This window comes from Rhizorhabdus sp., from assembly GCF_018006725.1.
Lineage (GTDB): Bacteria > Pseudomonadota > Alphaproteobacteria > Sphingomonadales > Sphingomonadaceae > Rhizorhabdus.
Window position 1 is genome coordinate 1 of record NZ_JAGMXV010000221.1, and the last position, 7,479, is coordinate 7,479.

Sequence of the window (7,479 nt, forward strand, 5' to 3'; positions counted from 1 at the left end):
CGCTGGCCGAGTTTACTCCTTCGCTGGCCTCGAGACCAGCGGTCGCATTGACCTTGGCGGGTGTGCCGCGGGCGCCTGATCGACGACGATTGATCATGCTCTCATCCGCGGGTTGATTACCGCACTATCCGTATCCGTCGCTGGGCCTATCCTCCGTATAAGTTCGGGCGTCGGACGAACCTGCCCCACCGTACACCGTGGATTGCCCATCACAGTCGGGTGCCCGCGGCACGTCGGCCAAGGCTATGCAGTTGGTGCGCTGGCGCCTCCTCTCGTTAATGTCGTGGGTGGATCAGCCGGCTATCGCCGGCGACACCCGACGGGCGATGTCCCAGGCATAGCCGAACAGTTCACGCGCGATCGCGGTGGTCACCTTGGGCTGAGGCTTGCCCGTGGCCGCCAGGCGACGGTAGCGCTGGCAATGGTTCCGTTCAGCGAGCCCGAGCTGATCGCCCAGGAGATCATGCGTCTCGTCGATCGATCCCGCGCCGAAGCAAGGACAAGCCTATGACGGATATCCAGCGGCTCCCGCTTCTTCGTCTCTGCGGTATCGCGGGCGTGATCGGCGCGATCCTCTGGACGCTTGGCGACGCGCTGATCATCGGGGCTAGGGCAAGTCCCGACGACTATCCGCTGATCCTGAAGACCTATGCCGATCGCATCCAGTTCGACGGTGTCGCGCTGATGCTTCCATCCTCCGAGGCGCGGCTCGCCGCGGGCGCGCTGGTGGCCGATGCCGGCATCGTCTTCTATCTCGCGGGCTGCTGGCATCTGCTCGAAGGGCTGCGTCCGGCGATGGGCTGGTGGCGCTGGCTGACCTTCGTCCTGCTGGTCGCCGGCAACGCCTGGTCTCCGCTCGGCCATGCGGGCTTCTACTATGTCGGCATGGCCTACAAGACGATCCTCGAAACGCCGGCCGCGGCCCATGGCGCGCTGCTCGATCTCGGCCAGCACTTCTACCATGTCCTGCTCATCGCCTGGTTGATGCCGATCGTGACGCTGGGCCTGGCGCTGCTGCTCCTCGGGATCGTCATCGCGCTGGGCCGCACCGCCTGGCCACGCTGGTTCGCAGCGCTGGCCAATCCCGTCTCGCTGGTCGCGATCGGCATGCTGATCGCGCGCATCCTGCCCGAGCCGGCGCACACCTGGCTTGACGGCGCCGCGTTCAACCTCGGCTGGCTCGTTGTCTATGCCGTCTCGACGGCGCTGCTCTGGAATGGTGGCCGTTCGCCGGTCGCATCACGGGACGAAGCAGCATGACCGAAGCTGCGACAGCGACAGGCGACGAACAAGTGGGGGAGGAAGCATCAGGCGCTTTCAGCATGAAGCCACTGATGTTCGAGACCTTCGTCTGCTCGATGGCGATGATGTCGTTCGTGGCGCTCGCGGGCCCCATCGCGCGCGTGCTTGGCCTCGAGCCATGGCAGGTCGGCGGGGCGATGACCGCGTCGGGCATCGCCTGGATGATCATGGCGCGGTTCTGGGGCGGCCTTAGCGATCGGCGCGGCGCTCGTCGCTTGACGGCTTGATTGGATCGGGGGCGCCGCGATCAAGCGTTACCGCTCGGTTAGAGAATGGGATGACCAAATTATCGCTGCAACTTTGCCATCGCTTCCACTTCGATGGTTGTAAGCTCGTCGATTGTCAGGTCGAGCGCAGAGCGCTGCGTCTTCAAGTCGACCAACCTTTCCCGGATGCGGGCAATCAATCGCTCCATTTGCTCCTTATGCTCGGGATCGGCATCGTAGAGATCGAGAAACTCCTTGATTTCCTTGATGGAGAAGCCAAGGCGTTTGCCGCGCAAAATCAGCTGTATGCGTCCGATCTCACGCCTGGAATATGCCCGGGTACTGCCTACCCGTTGAGGGGCGATAAGCCCCTCCTTTTCGTAGAAGCGTAGCGTGCGAAGTGTCAGTCCGAGTTCCTGAGCGACATCCTGGATGCCGTACACTTGTAAATCCGCATCCTTTGCGCGGGTTCTCCCCTTGTGCGTGGGGTTGTCGCGATCCGCGTCCTTAAGCGTTTCATCGTCCTCGGCGAGGTGGAGCGAGTTCCCCATGCCATCCACTCCCTGTCCTCCAATCACGGCTACCCTACCACTCAAGCGCATAAGCCTCGTAGCTTGACAGGGGATAGAGGCTCAGGCGAGCTTTTTGTTCTCCTCCTCGATCAAATCCTTCTTCGAAAGTTTGCCGATCAACGTCTTGGGCAGGCTGTCCCGGAATGCGAAGGCCTTGGGCATCTCGATCTTGCTGAGGCGATCCTGCAAAAAGACCTTGAGTTCATCGACGGTCAGGTTCGATCCCTCGTGCAGCGCGATGAACAACTTGGGAGATTGACCTCTGTAGGCGTCAGGAATCGCGATTGCGATCGCCTCCTTTACCGCCGGGTGCTGGTAGGCCGCATCCTCGATGATCCGGGGATATACATTATATCCGCCACAGAAGATGATGTCCTTGATGCGGTCGACGAGGAAGAGATAGCCATCCTCATCAAAATAGCCGATATCGCCGGTTCGTAGCGCGCCATCGACGAAGACAGCACTGGTTTCTGCAGGGCGCTGCCAATAGCCCTTCATCACCTGAGGGCCGCGGGCGCACACTTCTCCGCGTTCTCCCTGGGGAAGAACCCGCGAGGGATTCTCCGGATCTCGGATCTCGATGATGGTGCCGGGGAAACTTGGGCCGCAGCTATTGTCCTTCACCGTCCCAAACAACGGGTTGCAGGCGATGATCGGGGCGGTTTCGGAGAGCCCATATCCTTCCACGACCCTGGCACGCGTGCGTGCCTCGAACTCCTCGCGTACCTCGAGCGGGAGCGGTGCGCCGCCGGATATACAGGCGCGCACGGCCGAGAGATCGGGTATCTCGTCGTCCGGAAGCGCGTTCAGGGCAACATAGATCGTAGGCACGCCGAAGAACTGTGTCGGCGGCTTGCGCTTCATCGTGTTGAGAACCTGCTTCATCTCAAACCGTGGCAGCAGGACGATTTCGGCGCCGATTTCGACTGAGAAGTTGAGCACCGTCGTGAGTGCGAAGACGTGAAACATGGGCAGGACGCCGAGAGTTCTCTCCTGCTGCGGGCGAAGTCCTCCCACATGCACCACCATCTGGGCGCTGTTCGCCGTGAGGTTGGCGTGGGTCAGCATTGCGCCTTTGGGCACGCCGGTTGTGCCTCCGGTATATTGAAGGACCGCGACATCATCAGGGTGACGTTCTACCGCGTCAGGTTCGGCATCATGGGCGAGAAGCGCCTTGAGCCGGACATGAAGGCCTTCGTCGAGTATCCGCGCGTGGTCTTTTCGCTTGAATAGCGCAAAGCCCAGGCCTTGCAGCCAGGGCAGCATATCCCTCATGCCGCACAACACGATCTTGTCCAGCCCGGCACGTGGCGCGACGGCTTGCACTTTCTCGTGGATTATCCGGACGTCCGGTACCGCCATCATGCGCGTTCCCGAGTCCCGGATCTGATGCTCCAGTTCGCGCTCCGTGTAGAGCGGGTTGAAGTTGACCACGATCGCACCCACGCGCAGCGCCGCGAAGTACAATATCGCGAAATAGGGGCAGTTCGGCAGGCACAGGCCGAACCGATCGCCCTTGCGCAGCCCCTGATCCTGCAATCCACGTGCTGCACGGCGAACGAGTTGCCCCACCTGCGCATAAGTCCAGGTTCGCCCGAGAAAGTCGATGGCGACGCGTTCGGGATAAAGGTTCAACGCATTGTCGAGGAGGTCGGTCAGGAGCCGTGGCGGAATTGCCGGTTCCGGTATCGACGGGAAGGCGCTGATGGCGGGCTGGGGCATGGCGATCTCCAGCATCAGAAGTGGAAACGTCCGCCGAGCGACAGCACGACGGCGTGCGCGTCCTCGAGCTTGCCGTCCATCAGGATCGGCGTCTGCACGGCCGTGCCGGCATAGGCCGCTGTCGTGCGATCAATAGTCGTATCCTTGAACGTAATATACGCTGCGCCCGCATCGAGCGTGAACCGGGAAGACACGGCATAGCTTGTGCCGGCAGCGAAATTCCAACGGTTGCTGTCAGGCACTCGAGCGTCCCGATTGCCGTTGCGCGTCGGGGTCTGGGCGTGTTGAACGCCGGCACGAACGGTCCAGGCTGGTGTGACCGCGTAATCGATGCCGCCTGCGAAGCTCCAAGTGTCCCGGTAATTTTCCGGGATTGAAACGTTGAGCGGCGCGCCGAGCCGGATAGCGTCGAATTTCGACCAACCCATGCGGGTCACCTGACCGTTGAGGGTGACCTTGGGCGACACCGCCACGCGCGCTCCGAAGATCGCCTGCCAGGGGGTCTCGAACGTGGCGTTTGCATTCACTACGCTGTTTTGCCCGGCGAGCGGACCAAGAAGACCGGTCGTCGTCACCGAACCGTCGAGATTATGCTTCACGCTCGACTTGTAGCTGGCGCCCAGTTGCATGGGGCCGGCGCGATATTGCAGCCCGGCCGACCAGCCAAGATCCCAACCATTGCCTTTCAGCTCCTGGTGGCCGTCGGCGAGAAGAGGCGATAGGTTCGGCAGATAGTTGGACAATGATGCGTCGGCATATTCGATATTAAGCGCGGCGCCGATGCTGAGATTTGGCGTAACGAGGTAGGCGATCGATGGCTGGATGTCGTATGTTCGCAGCTTGGTCTTGTCGGCGCTATACCGTGCCCAGCTGTCGGCATCATAATTGGTTGTGAAGCTATAAGGGGAGGCGACGGTCAGCCCCAAAGCGAGCCGTGATGTCAGGCCGACGGCTATCGCGCCGGAGGGTAGTACGCCATTATTGATCGGATCACGAGAGCGTTGGCTCCCGCCTACAGCCGCAGCCGACTGCCCGGGACGGACAATGAGCGTGTTGACATTGTCAACCGACCCTTTGGGAAGGATTACGCTTACGGCCTGGTGGGCATCGACTCCTTCCATGCCTGCGATCGCAGCCGGATTCCACCAGAGGGACTGTACGCCCTGGTCGGCGACCTCGCCCGAAAAGGCTCGTCCGGCACCTCTGGACGATTGTTCCTGAAGGTAAAAGGCCTGCGCGCTCGCGGCTTGCGGCGCGAGCAATCCAGCCGCCACGGCCGATGTTGCGATCCCAACTTTCCAATTTTTGCCTGCCACGCCCATCTCCCCTTTCGTGATTGTCAAATTCCTCGTGCTTATCGGAGGCGCGTCCATGTCTGCGTCTTGCACAGGGGCCAGACGATGCAGCCCTTGAGGCGCAAATGATCCCGATCGGCTAACGTGACCGTCGCGCTGTATGTACCGCCATCCTCAGCGTTGTAGATGGAACCACCCGACCAACTGCCCGACTTCCACGTAAAACCCTGCAGAATCTGCAATCCACGAAGCGGACGACCGCGCAACGCAGCGGTCTTGTTCTTTTCGTCACGTAGTTCGGGGTTGGCTTTGATCCCGTCGGAACTGATCAAGGCACCGCAGATCGATTGCCCGCAGCGGGTGATTTCCACGACGCCATGACGGCTCTCGGTTTGCCAGCGACCGACAACGGTGTCGGCGGGCAATGCAGTGCTCGAAGCCAGTAGTGTCAGAATGATCGACATTGTTCCTCTCCGCGCGCCTTCAGGCGACCGTCTGTTTCACGTCTGGAGCCAATATGCGGCAAATCAGCGTCCCATAACCATCTAGATGACGTATAGGTAAGTCAATAGCTCAATGCGTCATCAAAATGCCTATTAGGTTGTGTGCGAATTGGAGGGGTCAGGCGCTGCTGGCCCCGTCGTCAGGGTTCGGGCGTGTTCGTGTGTGACGCCGTCAAGCTATTGATCTGTGCGTGCCTTCAAGCAAGGAAAGATTGCGATAATTGCCCAGTTCCTGAATGCGCTGGATGGAACGCGACACTTCGCCGTCAGCCGCCCCGTTCGCGGCAACGACCAGGCGCCCGTAGCCGCCGGCGTGAATGCGAAAGTCGCTCCAGATCCGGACGCTATCCCCGATGATGCAGGAGACGAGATGGCCCGGATGGAAGTCGGCCCGATCGACAACCGGCTCGGCGTAGCTATCGTTCGCCACAACGACGATGTGGGTTGCGCGGATGACCAGGCCCGGCAGCGTTTCCATCCACTGCAAGGTATCACTGAAGGGGCCGACGTCGGGAGCAGACCAGAACTGCGCGTCCGCGCTGACCGAGGTTGACGTTAGCGTCGTGGTGACCGCTTCACTGTGCCTTTCCCAGGCCAGCCGCCCGTTGGCGGACCACTCCGTTTCCAGGTGGCGCAGGTTGCGATCGAGTCCAGAGGCACATCGCTGCTCCAGGATCAGCCATTCCTTCTCCCGGTCATTCTCATCGACCAGGCGAACCGTCTGAAATGCCATGGCGGGCAATTCGAGTGCAGGAAAACGGCGCAGATGCATTTCGCCGACGATCTGACGCCGGAGGGGATGCTCAGAAAATCGCATGTGTGCGCCTTCGAAAACAGGTGCAGTGGCGCTTGGGGAGAGGCGCAGCCGTCGATAAGACGGGCGCGAGCATCATCGCCGGGATGAGAGTGCGCGGTTTTTCACTGGCGAGCATCCGTACGTTCCTCGGCCAAGACCTCCGATATCAAGCCTCCCGGGAACCGGTGCATGACGATTCCCTCGACGGCGTGAGAAGAGTGCCAAAGATTTTAGTTGACGTAAACGTCATTTCACGCACCATTAGGTAATCAGATGTCCGATTCCCTGGAGAGGCTATCATCGATGCGTAATGTGGTTGTTGCGGGCTATGCCCGGTCCCCCTTTCACCTGGCAGGCAAGGGCGCGCTGGCGCGCGTCCGCCCTGACGATCTGGCCGCTCAGGTCATTCGCGGACTGATTCAGCAGACCGGCGTGAAGGCCGAAGATATCGAGGATATCGTGCTGGGCTGCGCTTTTCCTGAAGGCGAGCAGGGCTTCAACATCGCGCGCCTTATCGGTCTTCTCGCCGACCTGCCGCTCTCTGTCGGCGGCATGACCGTTAATCGCTTCTGCGGATCGTCGATGAGCTCGGTCCACATCGCTGCGGGCCAGATTCAGCTTGGCGCCGGCGAGGCCTTCATCTGCGCGGGCGTGGAGTCGATGAGCCGCGTGCCGATGATGGGGTTCAATCCGCTGCCGAACCCCGAGCTCGCGAAGAAGAGCGCCGCCTATATGGGCATGGGCGACACGGCGGAGAATGTCGCGACCAAATATCAGATCACCCGTGCCCAGCAGGAAGCCTTTGCGGTCGCCAGTCAGGACAAGGCGGCCGCGGCTATCGCGGCCGGCAAGCTCGAGGCCGAGATCGTGCCGATCACGACCAAGGCGGGCGTGGTCGACAAGGATGGCACGCCGCGTGCCGGCACGACGACGGAAACCCTCGCCGGGCTGAAGCCGGCCTTCAGCCAGGACGGCACGGTAACGGCGGGAACGTCCTCGCCGCTGACCGATGGCGCAAGCGCAATCCTGGTCACGAGCGAGGATTATGCGCGCGCGCATGGACTGCCGATCCTTGCTCGCATC

8 protein-coding genes and 1 pseudogene are annotated in these 7,479 nt (G+C 61.4%); 3 read left to right on the forward strand and 6 right to left on the reverse strand.

What is annotated here, in order from left to right; translation table 11 throughout:
* Positions 1 to 292: 292 nt before the first annotated feature.
* Positions 293 to 421: pseudogene (locus KAY22_RS21800) on the reverse strand (IS110 family transposase); the annotation flags it as partial.
* An 86-nt stretch (positions 422 to 507) separates the two neighbouring features.
* Between KAY22_RS21800 and KAY22_RS21805 the strand changes: the two are divergent.
* On the forward strand, positions 508 to 1,260 hold the full coding sequence (locus KAY22_RS21805; RefSeq protein WP_004206961.1) for a DUF6796 family protein: 753 nt from the start codon (positions 508 to 510) through the stop codon (positions 1,258 to 1,260).
* 74 nt (positions 1,261 to 1,334) lie between these two features.
* Complete coding sequence (locus tag KAY22_RS21810; RefSeq protein WP_152542565.1) at positions 1,335 to 1,529, forward strand: hypothetical protein; 195 nt, start codon at positions 1,335 to 1,337, stop codon at positions 1,527 to 1,529.
* Between the two features lie 59 nt (positions 1,530 to 1,588).
* On the opposite strand, the gene KAY22_RS21815 is transcribed toward KAY22_RS21810, so the two are convergent.
* From KAY22_RS21815 to KAY22_RS21835, 5 genes are all read right to left on the reverse strand, one after another.
* Positions 1,589 to 2,059, reverse strand: a complete 471-nt coding sequence (locus KAY22_RS21815; RefSeq protein WP_017503287.1) for a MerR family DNA-binding transcriptional regulator — start codon at positions 2,057 to 2,059, stop codon at positions 1,589 to 1,591.
* Positions 2,060 to 2,140: 81 nt separating this feature from the next.
* Positions 2,141 to 3,802 carry a long-chain fatty acid--CoA ligase gene (locus tag KAY22_RS21820; protein ID WP_051035833.1) on the reverse strand — a complete coding sequence of 554 codons (1,662 nt, stop codon included), beginning with the start codon at positions 3,800 to 3,802 and terminating at the stop codon, positions 2,141 to 2,143.
* Positions 3,803 to 3,816: 14 nt separating this feature from the next.
* A complete protein-coding gene (locus KAY22_RS21825) occupies positions 3,817 to 5,124 on the reverse strand; it encodes a porin (protein WP_036526777.1) in 1,308 nt (435 codons plus the stop codon).
* A gap of 32 nt (positions 5,125 to 5,156) precedes the next feature.
* Entirely contained in the window at positions 5,157 to 5,561 is a 405-nt protein-coding gene (locus KAY22_RS21830; RefSeq protein WP_026109759.1) for a DUF2147 domain-containing protein, read from the reverse strand.
* A 211-nt stretch (positions 5,562 to 5,772) separates the two neighbouring features.
* On the reverse strand, positions 5,773 to 6,417 hold the full coding sequence (locus KAY22_RS21835) for a DUF3422 family protein (protein WP_004206967.1): 645 nt from the start codon (positions 6,415 to 6,417) through the stop codon (positions 5,773 to 5,775).
* Positions 6,418 to 6,699: 282 nt separating this feature from the next.
* Between KAY22_RS21835 and KAY22_RS21840 the strand changes: the two genes are divergently transcribed.
* Positions 6,700 to 7,479: thiolase family protein (locus KAY22_RS21840; protein ID WP_296625311.1), on the forward strand; the 780-nt coding region annotated here is incomplete at its 3' end.